General features: G+C 35.0%; 26 protein-coding genes. 18 read left to right on the top strand and 8 right to left on the bottom strand.

The annotated features are described in order from the left end of the window. The first annotated feature begins 54 nt into the window (after positions 1-54). Positions 55-591 carry an inorganic diphosphatase gene (locus DWQ18_05205; GenBank protein RDJ34284.1) on the top strand — a complete coding sequence of 179 codons (537 nt, stop codon included), beginning with the start codon at positions 55-57 and terminating at the stop codon, positions 589-591. 4 nt (positions 592-595) lie between these two features. Here the strand turns inward: DWQ18_05205 and DWQ18_05200 are convergent, their stop codons facing one another. Next, positions 596-1,111 (bottom strand): hypothetical protein, encoded by a 516-nt coding sequence (locus DWQ18_05200; GenBank protein ID RDJ34283.1) that lies wholly within the window; start codon positions 1,109-1,111, stop codon positions 596-598. Between the two features lie 82 nt (positions 1,112-1,193). On the opposite strand from DWQ18_05200, the gene DWQ18_05195 reads away from it, so the two are divergent. From DWQ18_05195 to DWQ18_05185, 3 genes are read left to right on the top strand one after another with little or no spacing between them, the layout of a single operon-like run. Continuing rightward, entirely contained in the window at positions 1,194-1,604 is a 411-nt protein-coding gene (locus tag DWQ18_05195) for a CoA-binding protein (GenBank protein RDJ34282.1), read from the top strand. After that, positions 1,605-1,964, top strand: a complete 360-nt coding sequence (locus DWQ18_05190; GenBank protein RDJ34281.1) for a hypothetical protein — start codon at positions 1,605-1,607, stop codon at positions 1,962-1,964. Between the two features lie 43 nt (positions 1,965-2,007). Next, positions 2,008-3,219 carry a redox-regulated ATPase YchF gene (locus DWQ18_05185; GenBank protein ID RDJ34280.1) on the top strand — a complete coding sequence of 404 codons (1,212 nt, stop codon included), beginning with the start codon at positions 2,008-2,010 and terminating at the stop codon, positions 3,217-3,219. A 175-nt stretch (positions 3,220-3,394) separates the two neighbouring features. On the opposite strand, the gene DWQ18_05180 is transcribed toward DWQ18_05185, so the two are convergent. From DWQ18_05180 to DWQ18_05170, 3 genes are all read right to left on the bottom strand, one after another. Continuing rightward, complete coding sequence (locus DWQ18_05180; protein ID RDJ34279.1) at positions 3,395-3,631, bottom strand: winged helix-turn-helix transcriptional regulator; 237 nt, start codon at positions 3,629-3,631, stop codon at positions 3,395-3,397. Between the two features lie 231 nt (positions 3,632-3,862). Continuing rightward, positions 3,863-5,251, bottom strand: coding sequence for a cysteine--tRNA ligase (locus tag DWQ18_05175; protein RDJ34278.1), 1,389 nt, complete (start codon positions 5,249-5,251; stop codon positions 3,863-3,865). 7 nt (positions 5,252-5,258) lie between these two features. Continuing rightward, complete coding sequence (locus tag DWQ18_05170) at positions 5,259-6,044, bottom strand: NAD+ synthase (GenBank protein RDJ34277.1); 786 nt, start codon at positions 6,042-6,044, stop codon at positions 5,259-5,261. Between the two features lie 86 nt (positions 6,045-6,130). Here DWQ18_05170 and DWQ18_05165 point away from each other — a divergent pair, with 86 nt between their 5' ends. After that, a complete protein-coding gene (locus DWQ18_05165; GenBank protein RDJ34276.1) occupies positions 6,131-6,448 on the top strand; it encodes a hypothetical protein in 318 nt (105 codons plus the stop codon). A 5-nt stretch (positions 6,449-6,453) separates the two neighbouring features. Here DWQ18_05165 and DWQ18_05160 read toward each other — a convergent pair whose 3' ends face one another. Further along, positions 6,454-6,756 (bottom strand): Rieske (2Fe-2S) protein, encoded by a 303-nt coding sequence (locus DWQ18_05160; protein ID RDJ34275.1) that lies wholly within the window; start codon positions 6,754-6,756, stop codon positions 6,454-6,456. An 83-nt stretch (positions 6,757-6,839) separates the two neighbouring features. Here DWQ18_05160 and DWQ18_05155 point away from each other — a divergent pair, with 83 nt between their 5' ends. From DWQ18_05155 to DWQ18_05140, 4 genes are read left to right on the top strand one after another with little or no spacing between them, the layout of a single operon-like run. Continuing rightward, complete coding sequence (locus tag DWQ18_05155; GenBank protein RDJ34376.1) at positions 6,840-8,078, top strand: adenosylhomocysteinase; 1,239 nt, start codon at positions 6,840-6,842, stop codon at positions 8,076-8,078. 36 nt (positions 8,079-8,114) lie between these two features. Continuing rightward, entirely contained in the window at positions 8,115-9,773 is a 1,659-nt protein-coding gene (locus tag DWQ18_05150) for a methionine--tRNA ligase (GenBank protein RDJ34274.1), read from the top strand. Next, positions 9,773-10,516: a DUF726 domain-containing protein gene (locus DWQ18_05145; GenBank protein ID RDJ34273.1), complete on the top strand. Its 744-nt coding sequence runs from the start codon at positions 9,773-9,775 to the stop codon at positions 10,514-10,516. Before DWQ18_05150 ends, DWQ18_05145 begins: the two co-directional genes overlap by 1 nt. 38 nt (positions 10,517-10,554) lie before the next feature. Further along, the gene (locus DWQ18_05140; GenBank protein RDJ34272.1) at positions 10,555-11,034 is read left to right on the top strand and encodes an RDD family protein; all 480 of its coding nucleotides are present in this window, start codon (positions 10,555-10,557) and stop codon (positions 11,032-11,034) included. A 9-nt stretch (positions 11,035-11,043) separates the two neighbouring features. Here the strand turns inward: DWQ18_05140 and DWQ18_05135 are convergent, their stop codons facing one another. Further along, positions 11,044-11,571 carry a hypothetical protein gene (locus DWQ18_05135; protein ID RDJ34271.1) on the bottom strand — a complete coding sequence of 176 codons (528 nt, stop codon included), beginning with the start codon at positions 11,569-11,571 and terminating at the stop codon, positions 11,044-11,046. A 110-nt stretch (positions 11,572-11,681) separates the two neighbouring features. Between DWQ18_05135 and DWQ18_05130 the strand changes: the two genes are divergently transcribed. The 3 genes from DWQ18_05130 to DWQ18_05120 are packed head-to-tail and all read left to right on the top strand — an operon-like array spanning position 11,682 to position 17,401. Further along, positions 11,682-13,760 (top strand): glycosyltransferase, encoded by a 2,079-nt coding sequence (locus DWQ18_05130; GenBank protein RDJ34270.1) that lies wholly within the window; start codon positions 11,682-11,684, stop codon positions 13,758-13,760. Continuing rightward, positions 13,757-16,435 (top strand): DUF2334 domain-containing protein, encoded by a 2,679-nt coding sequence (locus tag DWQ18_05125; protein ID RDJ34269.1) that lies wholly within the window; start codon positions 13,757-13,759, stop codon positions 16,433-16,435. The genes DWQ18_05130 and DWQ18_05125 overlap by 4 nt, the downstream gene beginning before the upstream one ends. A gap of 45 nt (positions 16,436-16,480) precedes the next feature. Continuing rightward, a complete protein-coding gene (locus DWQ18_05120) occupies positions 16,481-17,401 on the top strand; it encodes a response regulator (protein ID RDJ34268.1) in 921 nt (306 codons plus the stop codon). A 9-nt stretch (positions 17,402-17,410) separates the two neighbouring features. On the opposite strand, the gene DWQ18_05115 is transcribed toward DWQ18_05120, so the two are convergent. Continuing rightward, positions 17,411-17,809, bottom strand: coding sequence for a response regulator (locus tag DWQ18_05115; protein ID RDJ34267.1), 399 nt, complete (start codon positions 17,807-17,809; stop codon positions 17,411-17,413). A 308-nt stretch (positions 17,810-18,117) separates the two neighbouring features. On the opposite strand from DWQ18_05115, the gene DWQ18_05110 reads away from it, so the two are divergent. The 6 genes from DWQ18_05110 to DWQ18_05085 all read left to right on the top strand — a co-directional run bounded on the left by DWQ18_05110 (position 18,118) and on the right by DWQ18_05085 (position 24,678). Then, positions 18,118-19,038 (top strand): elongation factor Tu, encoded by a 921-nt coding sequence (locus DWQ18_05110; protein ID RDJ34266.1) that lies wholly within the window; start codon positions 18,118-18,120, stop codon positions 19,036-19,038. A 32-nt stretch (positions 19,039-19,070) separates the two neighbouring features. Continuing rightward, positions 19,071-19,601: a nicotinamide-nucleotide adenylyltransferase gene (locus DWQ18_05105; GenBank protein RDJ34265.1), complete on the top strand. Its 531-nt coding sequence runs from the start codon at positions 19,071-19,073 to the stop codon at positions 19,599-19,601. A gap of 228 nt (positions 19,602-19,829) precedes the next feature. Next, positions 19,830-21,374: a tetratricopeptide repeat protein gene (locus DWQ18_05100; GenBank protein ID RDJ34264.1), complete on the top strand. Its 1,545-nt coding sequence runs from the start codon at positions 19,830-19,832 to the stop codon at positions 21,372-21,374. A gap of 106 nt (positions 21,375-21,480) precedes the next feature. Further along, positions 21,481-23,307, top strand: a complete 1,827-nt coding sequence (locus DWQ18_05095; protein RDJ34263.1) for a cation:proton antiporter — start codon at positions 21,481-21,483, stop codon at positions 23,305-23,307. A gap of 84 nt (positions 23,308-23,391) precedes the next feature. Next, complete coding sequence (locus DWQ18_05090; GenBank protein RDJ34262.1) at positions 23,392-23,604, top strand: hypothetical protein; 213 nt, start codon at positions 23,392-23,394, stop codon at positions 23,602-23,604. Between the two features lie 63 nt (positions 23,605-23,667). Continuing rightward, entirely contained in the window at positions 23,668-24,678 is a 1,011-nt protein-coding gene (locus tag DWQ18_05085) for a ketol-acid reductoisomerase (GenBank protein ID RDJ34261.1), read from the top strand. A gap of 4 nt (positions 24,679-24,682) precedes the next feature. Here DWQ18_05085 and DWQ18_05080 read toward each other — a convergent pair whose 3' ends face one another. Further along, entirely contained in the window at positions 24,683-25,105 is a 423-nt protein-coding gene (locus tag DWQ18_05080) for a methylmalonyl-CoA mutase (GenBank protein RDJ34260.1), read from the bottom strand. Positions 25,106-25,140 lie beyond the last annotated feature (35 nt).

Raw genomic sequence — 25,140 nt, 5'->3', positions numbered from 1 at the left:
TTTCATGGCTAAAAATATCGTACAAAACATATACGAATACATTCCAGTTTTAACATGACAAAAAATTTCTGGCATGATATTGATTCTGGCCCAGATATACCTGATATCATAAACGTGATAATTGAAATTCCAAAGGGTTCCCAAAATAAGTACGAATACGATAAAACCTATAATCTAATGAAACTTGACCGTGTTTTGTTTTCACCTTTTCACTATCCTGGTGATTATGGAATTGTTCCTCAAACATTATCTGATGACAACGACCCATTGGATGCCATGGTTCTAGTTACAAATCCTACGTATCCTGGCATCTTAATTGAAGCAAGACCTATTGGTCTTTTACAAATGAAGGACCAAGGTCAAATGGATGATAAAATAATCTGTGTCTCAACAAGTGATCCGCGATACTTTCATACTAATGACATCCATGATATTGAAGATCATTATCGTTCCGAGATCGCTCATTTCTTTCAAGTGTATAAAGATCTAGAGGGGAAAAAAGTAGAAATTATTGGATGGGAGTCTTCTCAAATTGCAAAAAAAGTCATAGTAGAATCTGTAAAAAGATATCGTGAGACATTAAAGCAGTAATTTTTTAAAAACCAATATCAAAATCAAATCCTCCGCCATCGCCATCACCAGAAAAGTCGCTTTCTCCTCCGGTATCTGTTCCTTCGGGGATTTGGTCAGCTGGTACATAATCATTCATCTGTGCACCAATCATACTAAACATCATTGAAAACATCATGATGTCCATAATTCCAAAAAACATCATCATTGGTAAAATTGATCTGTTGTTATCCATGTAATCGTTTAACTTGTCTTTGTTTCCTGCTTTGTATAGGGCAACCATCTCTCCCCAATTTGCTTCTAACTCGTGAATTCTATGTTCAATTTCATTATCTCCTTTCTCGGTTGTCTTTATCTGGATCTTTTTACCTAGCCATCCTTTCTTCTCTTCAACTTTGATTAGTCCTCTTTCTTCTAATTTTTCTAAAATTTTGTTTAACTCTTCGGGTTCTAATTTTGCAATTCTTCTAATCTTATCAAAGTCTTTTGCTCCACTTTTAATTGTACCAAGCACAATCATGTCTTTTGGCTCATTTTCCATATGCCCAATTGACAATATCTGTATAAAAATTATTCAACTTTTGAAAAGCAATATTCTTTACCCTCCTTTGATAAAACTGTACATGGAGCAAGATCAACACTCTGATGAAGAGATTAGAAATATTCTATCTATGAAGAATGTCGCTGTTGTGGGGATGTCAAAAAATTCTGCAAAGGCGGCTCACTATGTTCCAAAATACCTTATGAATAATGGCTATAACATTACTCCAATAAACCCAACTGCTAAAGAAATTCTAAATAAAAAATGCTACCCTGACATCTCTGCTGTAGATGAACAAATTGACATTGTGGATGTTTTTAGACCTTCTGAGGATGTCTTACCTGTAGTGCAAGAGGCAATTAAAAAGCAACCCAAAGTCATCTGGTTGCAGGAAGGCATCCATAACAAAGAAGCCGAAGACCTTGCTAGAAAAGCTGGAATTACTGTTGTTTTTAACCGATGTATGCTAGCAGAGCACCAAAGGCTTTCCTAAATGACTACATTTTCTGAATTTAACAAAGAACTTGAAAAACTAGTTGAATCATTTTCAAAAAAAGGTGTTCAACTAAAAATCGAAAAAAGCGATGATGACATTATAAAAATTTTCGGTGAAAACATCAACTCATTATCTAGGGCACAAAATGGATTGGAGGATGTGACGGAATTATCCTACACTACTGCTGAGCACCACCCTTATTGGAATCTTCTTTATCATTGTACACAAATTTCAAAAAATGTTTTGGACAAGTGGAACACAAATTTGAACAACGATGATTTGGATGAAATTCGATGGTCAATTACTGAGATGCAAAACTCTTGTGATAAGATCTCACAAGGACCACACGACGAATAAACATCTCAGGCAGAGATAAATATTCAATGGCTGATTCCTAATCATGCCGATTAAAATTGGTCTTATCGGCAAGACAAATACCGGCAAGACTACCTTTTTCAATGCAGCTACGCTGTCTTCTGAAGAAGTATCAAGCTATCCATTTACAACAAAGAAACCTGTTTCCGGTATAGCAAACGCAATCACCCTCTGTGTTCATCCTGAATTTAACGTGCATGACAATCCAAATAATTCAAAATGTGTTGATGGCTGGAGATACATTCCAATTGAACTAATCGACCTACCCGGATTGATTAAAGATGCATGGAAGGGAAAAGGATTGGGAAATCAATTTTTATCAATTGCAGCTCAATCCGATGCATTACTACATGTTGTTGATGCTTCAGGCGGCATTGATTCTACTGGTCAAATTAGTGAGGTAGGGTCTGGTGATCCAATTTCAGATTTTGCTGACATTGAAGAGGAGCTAATCATGTGGTATCAAAAAATCTTTGAGGGAAATCGTGACAAAATTTCTAAACTTGTAAAGTCTGAAACTGATTTGATTGATGCACTAACTGATCTTTATCGAGGTATTGGTGTTACAAAAAGTCATGTAAAAGATACTTTGAGAATCTCTGAATTGGAGGAAAAGGAAGTTGATGACTTTGGAATTGAAGACAGTAAAAAATTTGCATCCCACCTACGAAGAATCTCAAAACCAACATTAATTGTAGCTAATAAAATTGATGTTGAAGGAGCTGACAAAAACTTTGCTCGCTTGCGTGAGCGCTACATTGATACCATAACTGTTCCTGCCAGTGGGGATAGCGAATTAAGCTTAAGACGTGCTGAACAAAAAGGATTGATAAAATATTCTCCTGGATCAGAACAATTCGATATACTCCAATCAGATGCATTAAATGAAAAACAAACCCACGCATTGAATTTAATTAAAAAAGATATCATGGGTGAATACATGCGTACTGGAGTACAGTTTGCAATTAACGTTGCAGTGTTTAAGCTACTAAAGATGAATTCTATCTATCCAGTTGCAGATGAACAAAAACTTGCTGATCGAAAAGGAAGAATTCTTCCAGATTTGATTTTGATGAAAGATGGCGCAACGATAAAAGACTTGGCAAAGGAAATTCACACTGATCTTCCAAAAGGGCTACTTTATGCAAAAGACCTAAGATATAATCTACGATTACCTGTCACATACCAACTTCGTGATCGTGATGTTGTGTCTCTAGTCAGCGCTTCAAAAAAATAGTAATTTACAAAAAACTCAATTAGGAATTTTACTCAGATTTTAATGGAAATTAATAATATTTTCTAATCAATACTACTATTCCGTTATATCCTAAATTGACTTGTGATGCTTATGCCAGATACTTCTGAAATATGGGTAACCAAAATTATTTCAAAAAAACCTGATGATTCTAAAACTAATCATTCTGATTTACAATCAAAACTATGAGGTTTTGATTGCCTTCTTTTCTTACTATGATGATTCCTTTCTCTTCTAGTCTCTTTATCGTACGCCATACTGTGGTTCTAGGCTCATCGAGCTGATTTCTAATATCTTTTTCATACACCTGACCTCCATTTGCATAAATAAATGAGATAATCTTTCTGTCACATTCTCTGAGACTTTTGATAATTTGATTAATCTGCTCAATCATATGTTTTCTCTCTCTTCTTTGATGCTGCCTCTAGTGCACAGGAAAAGGAACAGTAGTTGCTTGCCCTATTTTCAAATTTTTTACAGCACCAGTCGCATGTTTGAATCAATTTAATGACTTGAGCCTCTTAATTCATTTAAGGAACGCTAATGATTCCTATTTTTTGTTGCAAATTAGACAAAATCAGATACAAAACGTCTTGTTTTGAATTAAAATGGAATTTTTTAAAATCTATCTGTCTGATTTAATTCTCTCTTTTTTCATCCAAATAGTTCTTGATTTATGATCGATTAATTCTATTCCTCTACTAGAAATTTCGTCCCTAATTTTGTCTGCCTGTTCATAGTTTTTCTCTTTTCTGAATTTCTCTCTATCTTCTAGCATTTTATTCACCTTTGTGATTTCATCGTCTGAAATTTCTGGAATGTACAAACCCAAAATTCCAAGCATTCTATTAAACTCTAATAAGAAAATACCTGAAATTGATTTTGTTAATTCTTCTTCGGCTGCTATTCGATTAATCTCTTTTACCAGTCTGAAAAATGCGGCTGTTGCCAAGTGCGTATCCATGTCATCATTTAACGCATCATCAAAGCTCTTTTTACAATCCTCTACAAACCTCTCTAAATCTTTAGAATTCCCTTGTGATTTTGAGTGAATCATTTCATAGTATGCTGCTTCTACTTGCCTCCACTTGGTAATGTTTTCTCGTAGAAGGTCTTCTGAATAATCAATTGGTTTTGAATAGTGTCCTGATAAACAAAATAGCCGAATAATGTTTGGACCCCAATTCTTTAAAACGTGTTTTATGGTCTTGATGTTGCCAAGTGACTTTGACATCTTTTCCCCATTGATCGTAACCATTCCAACATGCATCCATGTTTTTGCAAATTCTTTATGTGTAAAAGCTTCAGACTGTGCTATTTCATTTTCATGATGTGGAAAAATCAAATCCCTCCCCCCTCCGTGAATCTCAAAAGAATTACCAAGGTATTTCAGACTCATTGCAGAACACTCGATGTGCCACCCAGGTCTCCCTTTGCCCCAAGGGCTACTCCATGTAGGCTCTGAATCAGAAAACTTCCATAATGCAAAATCTAATGGATTATTCTTTTGCTCATCAATTTCAATCCGTGCACCAGATTGCAACTCATCAATTTTTTTCTTTGAGAGTTTTCCATACTCCTCAAATTTTGATACTGCAAAATACACTCCGTGTTTTGATACATATGCAATTTTTTGCTCAATTAGACCTGAAATAAGGTCTAACATGTCTTGAATGTGCTCAGTCGCTTTAGGGTATACTGTTGCCCTTTTGATGTTTAGTGTATCAAAATCAGTAAAATAATTTTGAATATACTTTTCTGATATCTCAGAAGCAGAAACTCCTTCTTTAGTGGCCCTGTTAATTATTTTATCATCAACATCTGTAAAATTTTGTACAAAATTGATCTTCTTTCCTTTATTCTCAAGAAATCTTCTTAGTACATCAAAAATGATTATCGTTCTTGCATGACCAATATGTGACTCATCATATACTGTAACTCCACATAGGTAAATTCTAATATTTTGCGTATTTACTTCGTTGAGTTTTCCTGTTAATGTATCGTGTATCATCATGGCAATTCTATGTGGGCTTTGGAGCAGTTATTCGCTTGTGTTCACTAATTTTGTATAATGAATGGATTTTTTCTACTGTTTGAATTGGAATCCCTGTTTTTGTTGATGTCTCTTGAATTGTTAGTTTTTTATCAATCAGGCAATATAGTATCGGATCAATTTCTTCATATGCTACTCCTATTTCGTCTTCAGCAAAATGATCTTTCAGCAAATGCGGACCGCTTTTTTTAGCGATAATAGAATCTGGTACACCCAAAAACTCAGCTAACTTTCTTACTTGTAGTTTGTATAGTGATATGATGGGCTGTATGTCTGCGCTACCATCTCCAAATTTTGTAAAGTAACCTAGGAGATACTCACTCTTATCACTAGTTCCTACGACAAGATAATTTTTTGAATTTGCATAATAATAAAGAAGATTTGCCCTGATTCGTGCCCTGAGATTTCCTTTAGCTTTCTCATTTGGTTCAAGGTATTTTGAATATTCATTTACAATTAGACTGATGTCAATTAGCTTATAGTCCATCCCGAGCTTATCTATCATCTTTAGTGCATCCTCTGTTTCACTTTTTGGGGAAATTTTTGTATCTGGCATTATTAGTGCAGTGACCTTTGATTTCATTTCTCTTTGGCATAGATATGCTACTACTGCCGAATCTATTCCTCCACTTAGTCCAAAAATTAATCCTTCAGACGATGTATCTTGAAGTTGTTTTGCAAGGAAACTTTGAATGTTCTCTGAAATCTTTTGATAATTCTTATTTGTTATTTCTGCAATGATTTCTTTACTCATTATGAGTACTCGTAATGCATTGTCATAAAAGTTATCTCAGGGTATTTTCCCCAAAGACTATAAACTGATGTAATCTACTAACTTTCATGAATCTTACCCCAGAAGACAAAAATGAATTAGAATCAATTTTACTAATTGTTACAAACCAGATCCCAAATTACTTTAACCTGATAAACCCATCAAAAAATGACTGGGAGATTGAAAACGTAGAGGATTGTGTTTTTGGCATGGTCTTTAATTCATTTGTTTCAAAATCAACAGAGTATTTGAAAAACATGATAATTGATAAAAACCACGAATCAGATCTTAATTCTAATCTTGAATATTTTGAAACAACGATTAATTTTTTTAACGCAAAAATTCCTCACGTAAAGCAGGCAATAGTTGCAGTTTCTAAATCTTAATTATTTTAAACATCGACATAAATGCCGTCGTCTTTAACTTGAACTTCATACTTTTGGAGTTTTACATCCTTTAGATAGTCAATTAGTTCTCCAGTCTTTATGTTGTAGTGCCAAAAGTGTAATGGACACTCTACGATATCTCCGTCTAGTTTTCCGGGTGCAATCGATCCATCTTGGTGAACACATAATGCATCTAATGCATGGAATCCATCTTGGTTAAACACTGCAATTCGCTTTCCATCAATCTTGAATTCTCGGCCTTTTCCTGATGCAATTGCATTCTTTTCTGCAATCTTCTTCCATGCCATGAATTTAGTCAATTTTTTGTCATTTATTTAGATTCGCATGTTTACGTGATAGAATTTTATAGTCATGACCTTTGGTTTTTTCATTGAGTAAAGTAAAGAATCCGAAATTAGCCAAGCAAGGTAGACTTTCATATGAATGGGCACGAAGTCATATGGAAATATTAGATAATACTCTAAATCGATTAAAAAAATCAAAACCACTAAAAGGAATTACTTTGGGTTTTTGCCTTCATATCACTAAAGAAACATCAGTGTTGTTAATGGGTGCAAAGGAGTTAGGTGCAACAGTAGCAGCATGTGGTGGTAATCCATTAACAACTCAGGATGATATTGCAGCATTTTTGGCATCACAAGGAATTCATATCTATGCTTGGACTGGACAAACCAACAAAGAATATGATTGGTGCATAGAACAAGTTCTGAATCATAAACCTGATATCTTAACTGATGATGGCGCTGACATGAATGTCAAAGTACATTTTGATAAAAAATATCAAAAATTAAAAATTCTTGGAGCAACTGAGGAGACCACAGCAGGTGTAACAAGAATCAAAGCTGTTGAAAAACAAGGCAAACTAAAGTATCCAATTATTGTTGTTAACGATGCATATACCAAGCACATGTTTGATAATCGATATGGTACCGGACAGAGTACCATTGATGGCTATCTTCGTGCAATGAATTTGCTGATTGCATCAAAACGTGTTGTCGTGGTTGGATATGGTTGGGTTGGAAAGGGAGTTGCATCTCGTTCTCAAGGAATGGGTGCTAAAGTTATCGTTACCGAAATTGATCCGATTAAGGCATTAGAAGCTCACATGGATGGTTTTGAAGTAATGCCAATGGCTCAAGCTGCAAAGCTAGGTGATATTTTCATCACCTGTACCGGAATGACAAGTGTAATTCGTAAAGAACACATACTGAAAATGAAATCTGGAGCAATACTTGGAAATGTTGGACACTTTGATGTGGAGATTGATTCTGACTTTTTACTCAAGCAATCAAAATCCGTAAAGCAAGTTCGAGCAAATCTTGATGAGTGCACACTCAAAAATGGAAAGAAGATTTATCTTATTGGTCAAGGCAGATTGGCAAACCTTGTTGCAGCTGAAGGTCATCCTCCCGAAGTAATGGCACAGTCCTTCTCAAATCAAATTCTATCTATTCTGTACATCCTCAAGAACCATAAAAAAATGGAGACTAAAGTTATCAAAGTGCCTGATGAAATTGATAAACAGATAGCAGTTGACGCTCTCAAAGCCATGGATGTAAAAATCGATAGATTAAACGCAGAGCAGATAAAATACATGAATAGCTGGTAAAGCTTCTTAATCTTAGAATTAACTTAAGAGTATACCATGAATAAACGAGCCATCATAACAAGTGCATTACCTTATGCTAACGGAGAGATTCATCTTGGACATGTGGCATCGACGTATTTACCAGCAGATGTAACGACTCGTTATCTAAAACAAAAAGGAGTCGAGGCCTACTACATTTGTGCATCGGATGATTTTGGTACTCCCATCTTGCTTCAATCCGAAAAACTCGGCAAGACTCCACAAGAGTATGTTGAGCACTGGAATAAACGTGACTTGGAAGACTTTACTGCATTTAACATTAATTTTGATTTCTTTTACAAAACAAGCTCTCCTGAAAACATTAGTTTTGTTCAGGATGTGTTTACCAAACTTTATGACTCAGGACATATCTATGAAACTGAAATTACACAGTTTTACTGCAAGACTGATAAGAAATTTTTACCAGACCGATACGTAAAGGGGTCATGTCCTTACTGTAAAGCAGAGGATCAATATTCTGATTTGTGTGAAAGCTGCGGCAAGGTTCCTGAAGAGATTGATGACCCAAAATGTTCAATTTGCGGACAGCCTCCCACCAAAGAAAAAACAAAACACTATTTTTTCAAGCTCAAAAATTTCTCAGAACCTCTTTACAAATGGCTGGATGAGAATCAAAATCTACAAAAGGATGTGAAAAAGTACGTCCAAAACTGGATAAAATCGGGTCTAGTTGACTGGGATATTACTCGTGACATCACATGGGGAGTTGAGATTCCTTTGGATGGCGCAAACGGGAAGGTCTTTTATGGCTGGTTTGATAACCATCTCGCTTACATTTCAACTGCCCTAAAATTTCTCAACGATAAAGGAATTGATGGAAAAGAATTCTGGAATTCTGCTGACATTTATCATTTCATAGGAAAAGACATCGTGTATCACCACTATCTTTTCTTGCCTGCAATGAGAATTGGAATAAACAATGAATTCAAACTTCCTGATTTTATTCCTACAAGAGGTCATTTGACATTAGAATCAAAGAAGATCTCAAAGAGCCGAAACTGGTACATAGGATTAAAGGAGTTTCTTGGTTATTATCCTGCAGACTATCTAAGATTTTACTTGATTTCAATTAATCCCTACTCACAAGATGACTTGAACTTTGATTGGGATGAGTTTGCAACAAAGATTAATTCAGAATTAATTGGAAACATTGGCAATTTTGTCAACAGGGCATTAGGATTTACTGCCAAAAGTTTTGATGGAAAGATACCTGCACCATCTGATTACGAACAAATCGATAATGACGCCAAACAAAAGATTCTTTCACTATCCAATGAACTAGATGAATTGATGAGTCAGAACCATCTCGATAGGGCATTGAAAAAAATTCTAGAGTTTTCAGCACACTTTAATCAATACTTTCAACATAAAGAGCCTTGGAAAAAAGGTTCTGGGACAGATACATGTGTGTACCTATCAGTTAATGCAGTTAGAAGCATTGCAATATCTTTGTCTTCATTTCTTCCAGAATCTTCAGAGAAGATTTGGCAGCAACTTGGACTCTCAGAAACAGCTTCAAAACAACCTTGGGAAACTATATCTGAACTGAATATTTCTTCAGGCCATGCCCTTGGAAAATCTTCGCCTATTTTTGAAAAAATTGAGAGCGAAGACATCAAAGCTCATAAAAATAAACTAGGCACAAAGAATCTGTAATGATTACTCCTCGAATATCTACAAGAAGATATTATGATCTGCTTGACGGGAAAACTCTGAAAACAAATTCGTATTCTCTTTATCCAAAAAATTTCTTTGATACATTAGAGTCCTCAAAGGAGATTGTAGTAATGATTCATGGGTTGAGAAATGATAGCGCATCTGCGGCCAAAAAGTTTGAAATTGCAAGAAACAGACTGCGAAGAATTGGTTACAAATATCCAGTTATCGGCTTTAGCTATGATTCCAATACGCGTGGGGCACATTTGAAAAAAACTGAATTACGTGCACTTCATGTAGGACAAAAAATCGCTCAAAAAAATGGAAAGAATCTTAGTCGATTTATTGCTGATTTGAAGAAATTTTGTCCTCAAATTAAAATTCGATTGATTGGACACTCTCTAGGATCTCAAGTGATTCTAAGTACAATTGATTTTCTGTCCAAAAATTCTTCTAATAAAAATTTGATCGAGACTGCTCACTTTTTTGGGGCTTCAATAACATTTAACGATCTTAAAAAAAATAGAAAAAAAATCAATAATGTAATTAATAAAAAAATTGTAAATTATTTTGCCCCATCGGATGAAGTTTTACAGTATGCTCATGATACAAACTCTGTAACGAATCCATTAGGGCTATGTGGCTCTATGGGGGGAAAAATTTCCAAGTACGCTGAAAAAAAAGTCAAGCCAAGAAATCATAGATTTGCAAGTTATGCCTTAACAATTAGGAGTTTTCCTTAACTTTGATGAATTATTAATTAGTTTATAGTTATGATGTTATGTATGAAAATAAAATCACTCTTGCAAAATGGTCGCATCGATTCTTAGCTTGGCTAATAGACATCATTCTAGTCTCTGTAGTTGTACATTTAATTTCATATGTAATTTTTGGAACCAGCATTTTGATGATTGGATTGAAAAATCCATCATTTAATTTTGATGCGCATTTTTTTTACTTTATTGGATTTGGTTTGTTAGATGATGTTGTCTATTTGTTTTATTGGGCAATACTTGAAAAAAGAAGTGGACAATCCATTGGCAAAATGGTTTTAAAAATTAAAACTACAGATCTTCATGGTCAAAGTATTTCATTTCGGGATAGTATCGTTCAAAGCTTTGGCAAAACATTTCTACTTCCAATAGATGTAATTGTAGGCTGGATTTTTACTAACAAAAATAGACAGCGACTTTTTAACAAAATTAGTGATACAATAGTCATTAAACAATTTTCAAGTGATGAGGCGAAATTGATTATATGAAGGATTAACTCATGTTACACAAAGAAAGTTATTCTCACTAGTTATTCGCTCAGTTTCTATTCTAGCTTTGTCACCTTCGCCAGTATAGACGTCAATGTGTTTTCCTTTGATGGATGGACCGATATCCGTGACTGTTAGGACTTGTTGATTCCATGGTTCAACCAAAGTTGGAATTTTTACCTTTGAGCCTTGTTCAAGTACAAGTGGGTCTGCAGCAATCATCTGTGGAACCAATTTTTTACCATGCATATCCAATGGGGAATCACTAATGTGAAATGCAGAGTCATACCATCCAAGATAATTTCCTGACTCCATCAATCCCCAACCTTCAATTTTTACTGTATCTGTAAACTCTTTTTTTACCATTATCGTATTCCCATCGGCTTTGATTTCAATCACTTTTCCAGAAAAGTCTGACTCAAATGGTGTATAGTATCCTGTAATGTACCATCCATCAGAACAATTGTCTTCAGCGTTGAGAAGTATTAGAACCACTGCAGCAACTCCTACAATCGGAATAATCCAAAAATTCTTCATTATTTTACTAGTCTATGCATGAATAAATCTGATCGATTGATGCTGAATTTACAAAACCGTTTAGATTTGATGAGCAAACTAGACACATATTAAGAAATTTCAAGAATTTTGTGGGCATAGGGCAGTATTCTAAAGTAGAGGCGTATAACAAAATTCAAGATCTAATAGAATCCGGCAACGGTGACGTAGGCAGACTTCAATTCATCCAGAAATGCTTGCGTGAAGGAAAGACCCTGTATCACTCTGATGAAAAATATCTTTTAGGAAAACTAGAATCAACTGTAACGCCGCTTAGTCCTGCTGAAGTTGATGATCAAAAATTAATAAAAATTCTCACTCAGATAATTGAGTGGAATCTTGGTGACGTACAACGATTAGAATTCATTAAAAGTTCACTGAAAAAACACAAACCTCTATACAAATCTGATGAAAAATATCTAAAAAGTAAACTTGAATCTCTTTCAGATAATAAAATTATAGCACCAGTTCTTTTCAAACCGGAGCCCGCAAAACAACTAGGAGAGAGTTTTGAAAGACCAGGTACTGCAATACAAAAATGCTCAAAATGTAAAGAGGAGATTAAACTTTCACACCCTACTAAAAGAATCAATAACATGTGGTATCATGCAGAGTGCCATGTTGAAATTGTTCCTCCAAAACAGAATGTATCTACTAAACCTGATTCGCCCAAATCAACTACTCTGATTGAGACTGCATCGCCTGAGATTATATCAAAAAAGCCTTCCAAGAGTAGGCCTGACCCATTATTGGTTGGTGTCGCGGGCATAATCTTTGCTTTGCTAATTTATACTGCTTATAGCATGTTTACTTATCTTAGTATTATCGCAATATCATTTGCAGCTGCACTAGTATTCTATCATTTACTCTCGTCTAAAATATACAAAAAGGAAGAGCGAAACTATGGCACACATCGTATGTCTGTTTATTCTATAATGATTCTTGTATTGCCATTTGCTTTTGGTGCTATGATTGCTTTTGATGGATATGTTAACTTCATGTCTATCATTCAGGCAGTTTTTGTATGGATGCTGACCTTATCATTTTGGCAGACAATGCTGTTTGTCCCACTAGCAATTAGAAGTGTGCATCTTGAATCACAAATGAAAGATCCTGATGTCTTTCCTTTGATGAGTGTTCTTGTTCCTGCTTACAATGAAGAGAAGGTTATCCAACTGACAATTGATTCATTACTTAATGCTGATTACCCTCATAAAGAAATAATTGTTATTGATGATGGCAGCACAGATAAAACGTTAGAGATTGCAAGACTTTACAAAGATAAGGTAAAAGTACTTCATAAAGAAAATGGTGGAAAAGCATCTGCATTAAACTATGGATTGGTATTCTCCAAGGGTGATATTGTCGTAGTGGTTGATGCAGATACCGTTATTGGACGACAAGCATTGAAAAACATTGCAAAAGGATTTAGAAATGAAAACGTTGCAGCAGTAGCTGGTAATATCAAAATCAGAAACAAGGTTAATTGGTTGACTTGGTGTCAGGCCTTGGACTATCTTACCGGAATCCAAATTATGAGAAGAGCACTTGATTACTTTGGTGCTATTACTATAGTGCCTGGTGCATTAGGTGCATTTAGCAAAAAGAAATTAGAACAAGCCGGTGCATATCACAAAGATACTATTGTTGAAGACTTTGATGCCACAATGAAATTACTAAAATCTGGATTAATTGTTCAGGCAAGCAGTAACGCAGTTGCCTATACTCAGGCGCCTCAAACTTTTAGGGATTTTTACAAACAACGAAAGCGTTGGTATCGAGGAAACCTTCAGGTGATGACTAGGCATGCTGATGCACTAACTAATCCTAGATTTGGATCTCTCCAGAGATTTGCATACCCCTTGATGATCATTCACATGCTAGTTATCCCTACAACCAGCATTATGGTATGGGGCTTTGCTGCATATCAGGCATTAACCGGTCAATACGAGTTTGTAGCATATATGGTGGGCTTGTTTATCCTCCTGCAGTATCTGTTAGGTATATTGGCAGTGCGGATGGATGGGGATGAAAAAAAGATGGTTGCATTTTCGGCATTTCTCGTTATAGGATACAAGCAAATTATTGATGTATTGCAACTAAAGGCTGCCATTGAAGAACTATTAAGACGAAAAGCAACATGGACTAGTGCAGCAAGGGTCAGATCATGAAATTACTACTTTTACTTTTAATCTTCTCAATAGGAATAGCTATACTGCCAGCATATGCGCAAAGCAATTCTGCAGTATTACAAATTAAAAATTTTGGGTTTGAAATGAGTGATCCTTATGGAATCACAGTTTTTGTCTATCAGGATACTACTACAAATCTATACAGAACTATTCCATTAACTGAAAACCCTCAAACAATTAGTGGCCTACCTTCAAACCATGGATATATCTTCAAAGTTGTAAAAAATGGGATTGATTCTGCTACTACTCCTTTAATCAAATCATTTGATTCTCCAATCGAAATTTTAATCCCAAATGATGGTGGAATGAAGTTTAAAATAAAATACAAAGATGGCTCACCTATCTCAGGAGCTAAAGTAGTCGTAAAATCATTAGATAACACTGCATGGGTTACTGCAAATACTGATTCAAAGGGTGAAACCGGAAGATACTGGATTCAATCAACAACATCTAATAGCTTCTATTATGCTGAAGTTTTAATCAATGACAAAGTATCTTATGTTTATTCTCCAGTTAAAACACAATCCGGACTCCCACAGGATTTTAACATTGTAACACCCTGGCCCAAATTAATAGATAAAGTTGATGTCAACATCATAAAAGATAATCGTAAAGTTGGAACTTATGATGGAATATACCTAGTAGAACTATATGACTCGAAAAAAACAAAGATTGCACAATCAAACGTGAATAAAGGCTCTACCCTTTTTACACTATTACCTGTTGACCAATATGATTTCAAAGTATTTCATAAACAAAACCAATCTTCAACTTTTGAACTGTGGTCTGTTCATAGAGCAACATTGACTGCCAATGCTGTGATAAACATTGAACAATTATCCCAATCTCCTTCAGCAAAAAACTGCAAATGTGTTGCTTTTAGATTAGATGACGTTCAGGATTATTTTCTTAGCGCTTCTCAAAAGGCAGTACTCCAAACTTTTTCAACAAAATCAGCTCCTCTTACAATAGGTGTGATTGGGGGGCTCATAGGAGCTGACAACGAATTAGTAAATGTAATAAAAAATAATCTTCATAATTCACGCCTAGAAATTGCCAGTCATAGCTGGAATAATAGCCCAATCACGGTCTTTGATAATGAAAAACAGCAAAAAATTATCAAAGATACCAATCAAAAGATTTTTGATATCTTTGGAATAACTCCGACTGTTTTTATTCCACCCGAAAATGTATTTGATAAAAACACGATTCCTCTTTTGAAATCAAACGGAATTACCCATCTTAGCTCTTCGTTTAATTATGATTCGCCGCCGTTCCAACTTTCAAATTCCACATTTTATCGATTCCCACAGGCAGCACAAACTGCTATTTTAGATTCAACGTCGAATCTTTGGATCGTTGAAAATCGAACCAAAATCCTTAGCGATATAGAATCCAGCATGTTAAGCAACGGTTTTGCAGTTGTTATGATGCATCCTCCTGACTTTTCACAAAGGGAATTGGGCGTATACAAAAACGTCGTAAACCAAAATTCGATTAAAGAATTGGAATTACTAATTGATCAAGTGCGAGATGCAGGATATACAATCGTTCCAATAGGTCAGATTAATCTTGATGCAAAACCTATGTTGCCAAAACCTATGTTGTCAAAACCGATTTCAAATGAGAACAACTCCACTGAGATCATAAGTTGTAACTGTGTGGCCATCCGAATTGATAATGTACAAGATTTTTGGCTAAACCAAGTGCAACAAGAACTACTAAAGACATTTGAAAATAAGAAAACTGATGTTACAATAGGAATTTTAGGAAAATTTTTTGGCGATGACCCAATTACTGTTCAGGCAATCAATTCTACTCTAAATAATAAAAAAATAAGTCTTGATGTGGCAAATAGTGGTTGGGAGTTTATAGATCATACAAAATTTGGCATTGAAGAACAAACATCTAGTATTAAAAAAACAAATGACAAGATCAATTCTCTCTTAAAGAAAAAACCCTCCGTTTTTATTCCTCCTTTGGGTTCTTTTAATGAAAACACTTTATCTGCAGTTAATTCAAGCAATCTAAAATTACTCAGCTCAAACCTGCAACTAGACAATCTTTTGCATTCTGGTTCAAAGAATATCGCCCATGTCCCATCTACTTTGAGTGCATCAGATATTCTTAGCGATGATCCATTTGTTTCTGGAAGTATCAAGGAACAAGCCATTCATAAGATAAACTCTAATTTTGAAAAATACGGGTATTCTGTAATCAGTTTACAAGTTCCAGATTTTGCCCTTAAAGAAGATCAAATTAGCATAAATCAAATCGATGCCGAAAAATTCTCCAAATTAAGCCAAGTTTTGGATGCTTTGAAGGAGAATAACATCGATGTAGTTACGTTGAATTCAGTCTCAAGGATATTGTGGGAGAAATCATTGGATATTCCATCTTGGGTTAAAAATAACGCAGGATGGTGGTCTGAAGGAACAATCGATGATAATGACTTTGTTGGAGGAATCGAATACATGATTAAAACAGGAATTATAAAAATTCCAAATACTGCTCCTTCCTCAGAATCTAACTCTGTTATTCCCTCTTGGGTTAAAAATAACGCCGGATGGTGGTCGGATGGATTAGTTAGTGATGGTGAATTTGTTTTAGGACTAGAATATCTGATCAAAACAGGGATTATTCGTGTATCATAATCTTAGACAAGATTTTTCTATCGCTTTGATGGCTTTGTAAAATTGATGACTGACCTAACGGATAGGGAAATTTTAGTTATAGATGATAGTCCGGCAGTAGGAATCTTTCTTAGAGAATTTTTACTAAAGCTTGGCTTTCAAAGAGTCCATTGTTGTGAAAACGGAAAAATTGGACTTGAGGCATTCAACGAGCTGGTTGATTCTGGTAAAGTTCCAATTGTATTCTTAGATTATAACATGCCTGATATGAATGCCTTGTCTGTTCTTACTCAAATGCTAAATGTCCGACCCGATGTTAAAGTTATAATTGAAACTGCACGAGAAAGAAGTGAGGAATCAATCAAGGAAGTCATCGCACAGGGGGCATACCAGTATCTCTCCAAACCAATCAGATTAGAAAATGTTAAGGAAATAATGAAAACTCTAACTGCTGAAGAAAATTACAAAAATGTATCTCCCGATGATGATATCATACAAAGAGTAGAATTTTTAATTACAACCTCCACTAGGACAAGCTTAACTAGAATTTCACAGTATATGGGTAAAACAAAAGAAGAAATCCTACCAATTATTCAAAAACTAGAGGCAGACAAAAAAATTATCAAATTAAAGGACGTTAAAGAAATTGCATGCCCCGATTGTGGATTGGTAAAAATTTCTCAAATTTTTCATTGTCCATCATGTAAGGGCTCTAACTTCAAACAAGAAAAACTCATTGAACACTATGAGTGCTCTAATGTGTCTCCGGCAAGCTCTTATGTTGATGACATGTGTCCAAAATGTAGAAAAAAGATCAAGGTTTTAGGTTCAGATTACAGAGTTATGGACAACTATTACCTCTGTAATGATTGCTCTGAAAAATTTCCAGAACTTTCCACTGACTTTCTCTGCCTTAGATGTAACAATCGTTTTGAAATTGAAAGAGCAAAATGGGAAACTAGCCCTGCCTATGGTAGATTTAGTTAATTTAGAAAATTACTTTTGCATTAGTTCTTTTTCATAAGATTTTACTTCTTCCATGTTTTTCACTTCTTCAAGCAAATCTTCAAGAGAGTCTAGGTCATATGGTTTGTGTAAAATCGCATAAGGAGAAAGGTCTTCTAATTTCTTTGCTGTATCTACACTTACATCTGCCGTCGCAATTATTATCTTGGCATTTTTTCTCATTTTTCGTATTTCATGAATTCCAAAAAATCCATCAAAATGCGGCATCATGATGTCTAAAACCGTTACATCAGGTTTTAACCTACGGTACAATTCTGCAGCCTCTTTTCCATTATGGCCTACTCCGACTACATTGAATCCTTTGATACTTAGATATTCACTATAGATTTCAGTTGAATCTACATCGTCATCTATTAGAATAACATCCACTCTTTAATTTCTCAAAATGAGTAGATAATGAGGTGTTTGTAATCTGATTACACACAGATTTTATTATTAAATTCGATAGTAAATTACTCATGCCAATTCAGAAAAACTGCCCTAGCTGTACTAGAGTCACAACTTTACAAACAAGAGACTTGGTTGTAGTACCTGATCAGCGTTGTCAGCATTGTGGATTTCGTATGCCAAATGAAGCTGCACGACCACAACTAAAGAGCAGCGATTTTGGTGCATGATCTCATTTTTCTTTGTATAATTCATCATGTTTTAATTATCAATAATTGCTGCAGACAAATATGGTAAAATCCATTAATTTTGCTGTACTGGGTGAGCAGACAATTGCTTCGGACTTTGGCAAGAAAGGCACTGCTACTGATCTAACACTTTATGACAAAAAAGAATCTGACGTAATTAGAACTTGGGTTGCCCCAAATGGATTTCCAGACAAAATTCAACCCTTGTTTCAGGCAATTAATCTAGCAGAATATCCTATTGTGTATTTGGGCTCTCTTGACAAATTTGCAGGTGAACAAATGGTTGCACTGGATGTCTTGCAGAAAAAAGAGGGAATTCTAAGTCATACATACGAGGTTGATGAAGGCAGACTAAACACAATGATTAAAGGAACTGTTTTGGAGCAATACAGAAAGGTAGAATCTCAAAAGATTAAAGATGAACTTTTAAAATTTCAACCTTTACAAACAGACGGTAAGACAAAAATCGTAATTGACCATTGTTTTGATGTCAAAGGCGTTGGAACAGTAATTTTAGGAAAGGTAACCTCTGGCAAAATAAAACAATATGATAATCTCAAACTTCTTCCTGCAGGATTGGATATTATGGTAAAGTCAATTCAAATGCATGATGAACCTGTTGAAGAAGCTACTTCTCCTGCTCGTGTTGGGTTGTCAATTAAAGGTGCAAAACCTGAGGAGATTTCTCGAGGTGATATTTTATGTGAGGATGATTCCATACCCGTTAAATCAGAAATAGAGCTTGATTTTAAAAAAAATCCATTCTATAAAGGAGATGTTACAGAGAATCAAATGTGTATGGTAAATATCGGTCTTCAGATAAAGGCTGCAAAATTTAGCTCTGTCAATCCTCTAAAGCTTTCCTTTGAAAAGCCCGCAGTATGTGATAAATCAGACATATGTGTAATTCTAAAACCAGAATCTACCAGTATCCGAATACTAGGTAGCGGAAAAATAATCTAAGATTTAATTAATTCATAACCCTTGATTTTCATATGCGCGGTTTAATGATCGGTAGGTTTCAACCATTTCATCTTGGACACTTGGAGCTTGCAAAGATTATTCTTCGTGAATGTGATGAGTTGATAATTTGTATTACTAGTCTTCAGTTTAACTACATGGAAAAGGATCCTTTCACTGCTGGCGAAAGAATTCAAATGATTCATGAATCCCTTAAGGAAGAACACTTTGATCTTTCTAAATGCTATGTCTTAGCTATCGAAAATCAATTCAATATTGCAACATGGGCATCATACTTGCGTTCTTCACTTCCAAAATTTGACAGAGTTTACAGTGGCAATGATTATGTTAGAATGTTACTATCTGATTCCGGTTTGGAAGTAATTAAACCAAATTTTCTGAATAGAGAAAAATACAATGCAACATCAATTAGAAAATTAATCTCTGAGAATTCGGATTGGAAACAACTAGTACCAAAGGCAGTGGCAGATAATATTATCAAATTTAATGGAATACAACGAATCCAAACTATTTTGACTTCTGATACAAAACCGACTGAATACTGATGAAAAAGTTACGGGCATGCCCAATTTGCCCAAATTGTGGCTCTAAAAAGTTTCAAAGAATGCAAAAAGAAGATCAAGTCCAGGTAAAATGCCTCAAATGTAGCACAATACTATCAATATAGGATGTTTGTACAGATTAGACATCCTAATACCTATGGAACTTTTTTTACAAAAAACTCTTACAAATGAAGAATTTTACTAAAAATTCAACTGCACTTAGGTGGTACGATGGCCCAAGTAGAGCAGTCTGATTCATTTACTCAGGGGTGTGTACATTACAAAAATGAAGAATATGAGCAAGCCCTGTCTGCATTTGATTCTGTACTCGCTGAAGACTCTAAACATCTAGATTCACTGTGCATGAAAAGCATGACTCTATCAAAAATTGGAAAATTTGAGGATGCATTAGCATGCTGTGATGAAGCATTAGGTGTGGAACCAAATGATAATGTATTGCTAAATAACAAGGGATATTTTGAATCAATTCTTGGTAATAATCAAAAAGCTATCGAAGTTTTTGATCAAATTCTAAAGCGAGAGCCTGAAAATATTTCCGTTCTGTACAATAAGGCATTATGTTTTTCAAGAATGGAAAAATATGAAGAATCTATACGAATCTATAATAAAATCTTGGAAATTGATCCTGAACATACTGATTCATTATTTAACAAAGGAAACGATCTTCATAAACTTGGCAAATTCAAAGAAGCATCTCTTTGTTATGAACAAGTTTTAAAAATAAATCCTAGTCATAATGGGGCAAAAAACAATCATGTCTTATCAAACTCCAAAATTTCTAGTGATTCCCTTGAAAATTATCTTCCTAAAGTAAACGATGAATTATTTGAAAAGCTAAATAACTGGTTGAGTGCAGGAAGACCTGAAACAAAAGATTTTCCCCTGGATACATCACTTATTGAACTGCTTCCTGAAAAAAAGGAAGATGCTGTTCTTGTATTAACCAAAGCAAAAGAAATCATCGTAAAAAATTTTCCTAAGATAGAATCAACTGATCCACATGATGTAATTGCATTAGATCTTGCAAAGGCAATGTCAAAACAGAAAATTTCTGAGAAACCATCAAAAAATAAAGATAAAACTAAAACTCAAAAAAAATCAAAAGCAAAAAAATCTCACAAATCATTTTTGATTTTGGGTCTAATGATATCTGTAGTCGGATTTATTGGAGTTTATGATGCATATCCTGAACTCTTGTTCTCCTTTAATCCTTCACAGCTTTCAAACATGTTTGATTCTAGTTTGTCTTTTGTATCTGAATCTCCATTGCAAGAAAAAGAAAATCTCCCAATCCAAAACATTGCGCCTATTGCTTCATCATATCCTCAAGTCGAGTCTGACATAGTTCAATTAATTAATGAAAAAAGACTGAATATTGGCCGTGGCGCATTTTTGACTCATCCGGAATTGAGTACGTTGGCACTAAAACACAGTCAAGATATGGCATCTCGCAATAGGGTTGATCAGGCATTATCTACTGATGGATTGCCTGTTACTCGTGAATATGCAGATAAACTTCCTATATGCGTGGAGAATGCTGCAAAATATTCTGATTCAAAGGCATCTGGAAGTTCATTGAATATCTACAGTGGAAATATTCCTCTTGATGCATTAACTGCAGAAACTATAATTTCTGAATGGATTCAAAAGGATGTGAAAGAAACCTTACTTCGAGGTACTACTTACTCTAATGTTGGTACTGGAGTTTCATTTTCATCTGACGGTACACTGTATGTAAGTCAGATTTACTGTTGATCAAAAATTCATTTTTTTACACCTACATCAAATCAGATATTTTTTAAAGATCTACATTTGAATCTGATTTGCTGTTATGGTTTAATTATACTAATTTCAAACTATTATGGTGGTATCTGCCGGAGTAACTGAATTCCTAAGTTTACTTACAGTCTTGTTTGGAGGAGGCATGCTTTGTGCATGGTTGATGCACAAGATAAAATTCCCAACAATTATCGGATTCATTTTGATAGGAATAATCGCAGGCCCGTTTGGTCTTGGGGTGGTAACTGATACAGAATTAATCAACTTGTTGGCAGAATTTGGAATTATTATTTTGCTTTTTGTTGTTGGTTTGGAATTTAGCATCCAGAAATTAAGAGATGTTGGATTAAACGGAATTATCATTGGGACGGTACAACTAGCAATAGTATTTGCTGCAGGATACATACTTGGAATGGCATTTGAATGGACACATCTTGAAGCATTATTTTTGGGAAGCATTCTTGCAATTACCAGTACCGCTATCTCTCTTAGATTCCTTCGGGATCTTAATCTTGTCAACACTAAAGAATGGAATACCGTTGTAACTATACTAATAATTGAGGACCTTGCTGCTGTTTTACTTTTGACTCTATTGGGTAATGCCTCAAAGGGGTCTGGGTTCGCATTGACTGATTTTGGTTTGATAATTATTCAAAGCGTTGTATTTTTTGTCTTAACCTTTGCAATTGGAATCAAAGTAATTCCGCGACTATTAGAGCATGTAAGCAAAATCAAGATGGAAGAAGCACAGTTTGTAACTGCTTTGGCACTTGCATTTGGGTTATCAGTTTTAGCACATTTCCTAGGTCTTAGCAGTGCTGTTGGAGCATTCCTAATGGGAATGATAATTGCATCATCAAAGTTTTCAGAATCGGTAACTCACAAGATTCTACCATTAAAGGATTTTTTCATCATAATATTTTTTGTATCTATAGGAATGCTTGTAGACATTACACTTATTCCAAATGCCATTTGGATTGCAATTCCAGTAGTTGCCGTTGCTATTGTTGGAAAATTTGTTGGAAACATGTTTGCTGCATCACTATCTGGAAACAAATTCCTTAGTGCATCAACCATAGGCGTAATGATGATTCCGATAGGTGAATTTTCATTCATTATAGCTAAATTGGGAGTAGACAGTGGAAGCATCAATGAATCAATATATCCTGTTACAATAGTTGTTGCACTAGTTACAATGCTTGCAATGCCACTTTTATTGCGTGCACTACCAACAGTTGCAGATCAAAGGTCAATCATTCCAGTAAAATTACTTGATGGTATTTTCCTTGCAGGCCGATTCATCCGAGCTGGCTCTGCACTTGATGAGACAGGCAAACCTTCAAAAATTAAAAACATTAGCAATATCAAAAAACACGGACCAAACTTTCTAGTTCATTTCATCATAATAGTAACTATTCTAGTTGTTATGGATTATTTTTCATCCGATATCATTTCCCTTTTGGAGAATCCTGATGTTCCATTCTTTATGGATCCATCAATCTTTCTCGGAATTTTGACGGCAGTGATTTTAGTTTACCCTGTTTTTTCGCTTGTTGGAAAAACTGAAAATATTATCACAAACATATCTGATGCGATTACTGTTAATTTTGCACCTGATGGAAAACAGCTAGTTACCAAGCCCGTTCACAGAGTAATTCGAAATATTTTGTTTATGGGATTGATACTGGCATTAGTTGCAGTATTCATTACTTTTGTAGATTTTGAATCAGAAAACGACAAGGTCATAATTTCAACTATAGGCTTTATTGCAATAATTCCATTAATGCTGGATACCTTTATTGTCATGCGAAGAATAACCAGGACGCATCTATTTGATAATTGGATTTCCTCACAAGACAATGATGAGGATGATTTTAAAAAACCTGAAGAGACTGATCCAAAAAATTAATCTTTCACATATATCCAAATCTTAAATCAAATATCAACAAATGTAGACAATTTCTGCTTTAATCATTTTTAATGAGAAATTGAAATGAATCAAAGCATTTTTGAAAAAAAACTTCCATTACTGGTGTCTATAATTGGGGTGCTGACAATTTTGTATGGCATAGTGAACCCCGCAGTCTTATCGAACAAGTGGATTGGTAGTCAATATTTCATAGTTGTGGGTGGGTTGGTCACTACAATCGGCGTAATTTTTACTATGATTGATTCTACACAGAAAAGTTATACCCCTAGCGCTTGATGTTGATTTTGAACCATCAAATTTTTCGTAACCTAATACGCTTTAGTTAATATTTGCAAGATTTTGAGGCTAATTATGGCAAAAACATGGAAAGATGCTGATATTAGTTTGGATCCAATAAAGAATCAAACTATTGCAGTGATTGGCTATGGAATTCAAGGCGATGCTCAGGCAAACAACATGAAAGACTCTGGACTAAAGGTCATCGTAGGACTCAAGAAAGGGGGGAAAAGCTGGAGCAAAGCTGAATCTGATGGTCATAAGGTAATGTCAGTTTCTGATGCATGCAAACAAGCAGATATCATTCATGTGTTACTTCCAGATATGATTCAGGCCCAAGTATACAAAGATGAAATCGGACCTAATCTCTCAGAAGGAAAAGCTTTGTCATTTTCTCATGCAGCAGCTATTCATTGGAGATGGATTGATGCACCAAAAAATGTTGATATCATAATGGTTGCACCAAAAGGACCTGGCTCTAAAGTTCGTGAAACTTATCTAGAGAATTTTGGAACTCCATCAATTGTTGCAGTACACCAAGATCATACAGGAAAAGCTTGGGATAGAACACTAGGTATTGCAAAAGCAATTGGTAGTGCAAGAGCAGGATTAATTCAAACTACATTCAAAGAAGAAGTTGAAACTGATTGGTTTGGAGAACAAGCAGACCTTTGTGGTGGTGCCGCATCTATGATACAAAATGCATTTGAGACATTAGTTGAAGCAGGTTATCAACCAGAGATTGCATACTTTGAGGTACTTCATGAACTAAAACTAATTGTTGATATGATTCAACGATATGGTATCAATGGAATGTGGAGACGAGTTAGTGAAACTGCAAGATATGGTGGACTAACACGTGGACCAATGGTCATGAATGCTTCAAACAAAGAGGAAATGAAAAAAGTACTAAAGATGATCCAAGATGGAACATTTAACGAAGAATGGATTAGCGAATACAAGAAGAACGGCAAAAATGCTTTTGATAGATACATGAAAGAAACCGATGCACATCAGATTGAAAAAGTTGGCAAACAGATGCGAAAAATGATGTGGCCTGATTCCACAGAATAATTTTTTATATTTTTCTTAATTTTGAAACGCCCTTTGTAATGTAATCGATTATTGTTGGAAGTGGTGTGCCTGGACCAAATACTCCGTCAATTCCTCCTTTTTCAAGTCCTTTTTTGTCCTCTTCGGGTATGACGCCGCCTCCTAGAACTAGAACGTCTTTAATTCCCTTCTTTTTTAACTCCTTTACAACTCTAGGAAATAGTGTATTGTGTGCTCCATTGAGTAGGCTTAATGCAATGGCATCAACATCTTCGTCTTCTGCAATTTGTGCTATTCTTGATGGTGTGGCAAATAATCCTGAATAGATTACCTCCATTCCAGCATCCCTAAACGCACGGCATAAAACTAATGCTCCTCTATCATGACCATCTAGTCCTAGTTTTGCTACTAGAATTTTGACTCTTCTTGATGCCATTTTTTGTTTCATAATTATCAATATTTTTTCTATTTTAAAGCCTTTTT

This window comes from Thermoproteota archaeon (genome assembly GCA_003352285.1).
Taxonomy (GTDB): domain Archaea; phylum Thermoproteota; class Nitrososphaeria; order Nitrososphaerales; family Nitrosopumilaceae; genus PXYB01.
The sequence above is the reverse complement of the archived record's forward strand: the minus strand, read 5'-3'. Positions and strand labels throughout refer to the sequence as shown.

What these genes read in the sequence shown, in the direction of transcription:
- DWQ18_05205 (RDJ34284.1), top strand. Translation starts at nt 55, where the DNA reads ATGACAAAAAATTTCTGGCATGATATTGATTCTGGCCCAGATATACCT.
- DWQ18_05200 (RDJ34283.1), bottom strand. Translation starts at nt 1,111, where the DNA reads ATGGAAAATGAGCCAAAAGACATGATTGTGCTTGGTACAATTAAAAGT.
- DWQ18_05195 (RDJ34282.1), top strand. Translation starts at nt 1,194, where the DNA reads ATGGAGCAAGATCAACACTCTGATGAAGAGATTAGAAATATTCTATCT.
- DWQ18_05190 (RDJ34281.1), top strand. Translation starts at nt 1,605, where the DNA reads ATGACTACATTTTCTGAATTTAACAAAGAACTTGAAAAACTAGTTGAA.
- DWQ18_05185 (RDJ34280.1), top strand. Translation starts at nt 2,008, where the DNA reads ATGCCGATTAAAATTGGTCTTATCGGCAAGACAAATACCGGCAAGACT.
- DWQ18_05180 (RDJ34279.1), bottom strand. Translation starts at nt 3,631, where the DNA reads ATGATTGAGCAGATTAATCAAATTATCAAAAGTCTCAGAGAATGTGAC.
- DWQ18_05175 (RDJ34278.1), bottom strand. Translation starts at nt 5,251, where the DNA reads ATGATGATACACGATACATTAACAGGAAAACTCAACGAAGTAAATACG.
- DWQ18_05170 (RDJ34277.1), bottom strand. Translation starts at nt 6,044, where the DNA reads ATGAGTAAAGAAATCATTGCAGAAATAACAAATAAGAATTATCAAAAG.
- DWQ18_05165 (RDJ34276.1), top strand. Translation starts at nt 6,131, where the DNA reads ATGAATCTTACCCCAGAAGACAAAAATGAATTAGAATCAATTTTACTA.
- DWQ18_05160 (RDJ34275.1), bottom strand. Translation starts at nt 6,756, where the DNA reads ATGGCATGGAAGAAGATTGCAGAAAAGAATGCAATTGCATCAGGAAAA.
- DWQ18_05150 (RDJ34274.1), top strand. Translation starts at nt 8,115, where the DNA reads ATGAATAAACGAGCCATCATAACAAGTGCATTACCTTATGCTAACGGA.
- DWQ18_05145 (RDJ34273.1), top strand. Translation starts at nt 9,773, where the DNA reads ATGATTACTCCTCGAATATCTACAAGAAGATATTATGATCTGCTTGAC.
- DWQ18_05140 (RDJ34272.1), top strand. Translation starts at nt 10,555, where the DNA reads ATGTATGAAAATAAAATCACTCTTGCAAAATGGTCGCATCGATTCTTA.
- DWQ18_05135 (RDJ34271.1), bottom strand. Translation starts at nt 11,571, where the DNA reads ATGAAGAATTTTTGGATTATTCCGATTGTAGGAGTTGCTGCAGTGGTT.
- DWQ18_05125 (RDJ34269.1), top strand. Translation starts at nt 13,757, where the DNA reads ATGAAATTACTACTTTTACTTTTAATCTTCTCAATAGGAATAGCTATA.
- DWQ18_05120 (RDJ34268.1), top strand. Translation starts at nt 16,481, where the DNA reads ATGACTGACCTAACGGATAGGGAAATTTTAGTTATAGATGATAGTCCG.
- DWQ18_05110 (RDJ34266.1), top strand. Translation starts at nt 18,118, where the DNA reads ATGGTAAAATCCATTAATTTTGCTGTACTGGGTGAGCAGACAATTGCT.
- DWQ18_05105 (RDJ34265.1), top strand. Translation starts at nt 19,071, where the DNA reads ATGCGCGGTTTAATGATCGGTAGGTTTCAACCATTTCATCTTGGACAC.
- DWQ18_05100 (RDJ34264.1), top strand. Translation starts at nt 19,830, where the DNA reads ATGGCCCAAGTAGAGCAGTCTGATTCATTTACTCAGGGGTGTGTACAT.
- DWQ18_05095 (RDJ34263.1), top strand. Translation starts at nt 21,481, where the DNA reads ATGGTGGTATCTGCCGGAGTAACTGAATTCCTAAGTTTACTTACAGTC.
- DWQ18_05090 (RDJ34262.1), top strand. Translation starts at nt 23,392, where the DNA reads ATGAATCAAAGCATTTTTGAAAAAAAACTTCCATTACTGGTGTCTATA.
- DWQ18_05080 (RDJ34260.1), bottom strand. Translation starts at nt 25,105, where the DNA reads ATGAAACAAAAAATGGCATCAAGAAGAGTCAAAATTCTAGTAGCAAAA.